The sequence below is a fragment of the Protofrankia sp. CiT1 genome, from assembly GCF_917627335.1.
Taxonomy (GTDB): domain Bacteria; phylum Actinomycetota; class Actinomycetes; order Frankiales; family Frankiaceae; genus Protofrankia.
In genome coordinates, this window is sequence record NZ_CAKJTP010000168.1 from 7,470 (window position 1) to 8,929 (window position 1,460).

Here is a 1,460-nt window from a genome sequence, read left to right on the forward strand (position 1 = left end):
TAGCTGTTCAGCTGGGTCTCTGGTGGCGGCTGTCTGTTTGTCGGATCTTGTGGGTTGATCGCGCTGGTGGCCGCCTGACGGTGGGCGCATGATCGGTAGTTTCCGGGTATGGCATCCGCTGGCCGGCCGACGTACGAGGAGCTCGTGCGCCTGCTCGCGGACCGGGACGCCACGATCGCTTCGCAGAGCGCGCTGATCGCACAACAGGCAAGGCAGCTCGCCGCGGCCACGGAGCTGGTCGAGCGGCTCACCGAACGGGTCACCGAACTAGAACGCCAGATAGGCAGGGACAGCTCGAACTCGTCGAAGCCACCGTCGTCGGACAGCCCGTACACGAAGGCCCCGCAGCGGTCCTCGCGCACATCCACGGGGCGGCCGTGTGGCAAGCAGCCCGGTGAGCCCGGGCGGACCCGCACGATGGTCACCGACCCGGACGAGGTTGTGGTCATCGACCCGCCGACCTGCGCGGACTGCGGGGAGTCGCTCGCCGACGCGCCGGTGTTCGCGACCCGGCGCCAGCAGGTCCTCGACGCCCCGCCCCCACCGCCGCGCCCGCACGTAACCGAGTACCGGGTTCTGGCGCGGACCTGCCCGTGCTGCGGAAAGACCACCGCCTCGGCGAGCCCACCAGGGGTGACCGGCCGGCTCGGCTACGGGCCGGGCATGCTCGCGCGGGCGGCGTGGCTTGTCTGCGCGCACCATCTCCCGGTCCGCCGGGCCCGGGCCATCCTCGCCACGATGCTCGGTGCCGCGGTCTCCACCGGCTGGGTCGCGTCCGTGCGGGGCCGGGCCGCGAGGCTGCTCGAGGCCACGTTCCTGCCGCGGGTGCGGGACCTGATCGCCGGGGCGCCGGTCGCGCACGCTGACGAGACCACCGCCCGCGTCGAGGGCTCGCTGCGCTATCTGCACGTCGCCTGCACCACCTACCTGACGGTGATGCACACCGGGGACCGGACCTGTGAGGCGATCGACGCCGGCGGGGTCTGGCCGGCGTTCACCGGCGTGCTGGTACGCGACGGCTACAGCGGCTACACCCACCTGACCGGCGCGCTGCACGCCTGGTGCGGCGCGCACCTGCTGCGCGACCTGCGCTCGATCAACGACGGCGACCCGGCAGGGCAGGTCTGGGCCGAGGCGATGGGCACCACGCTGCTCGATGCCCACCACGCCGCGTGCGACGCCCGCCAGGCCGGGCAGACCGCGCTCGCCCCCGAGGTCCTCGCCCGGATCCGCAACCACTACGTCGGAGCGCTCGCGCGTGGTGACACCGAAAACCGAGGGGAACACAGCTCACTAGCCAAGGACGCGCGGACGCTGATCCGCCGTTTCCGCGCGCACGAGGACATGATCCTCAGGTTTGTTGTGGACCTGACCGTGCCGTTTTCGAACAATCTCGCGGAACGCGACGCGCGACCCGTCAAGACCTTATGCCGACGTCGGCATAAGGTTTTTTATGCCGA

1 protein-coding gene is annotated in these 1,460 nt (G+C 71.0%); it reads left to right on the top strand.

Annotation, left to right across the window (positions count from 1 at the left end; genetic code table 11):
• Positions 1 to 144: 144 nt before the first annotated feature.
• The coding region (locus MJ785_RS18745) for an IS66 family transposase (protein ID WP_239382058.1) at positions 145 to 1,460 on the top strand (1,316 nt) is incomplete at its 3' end.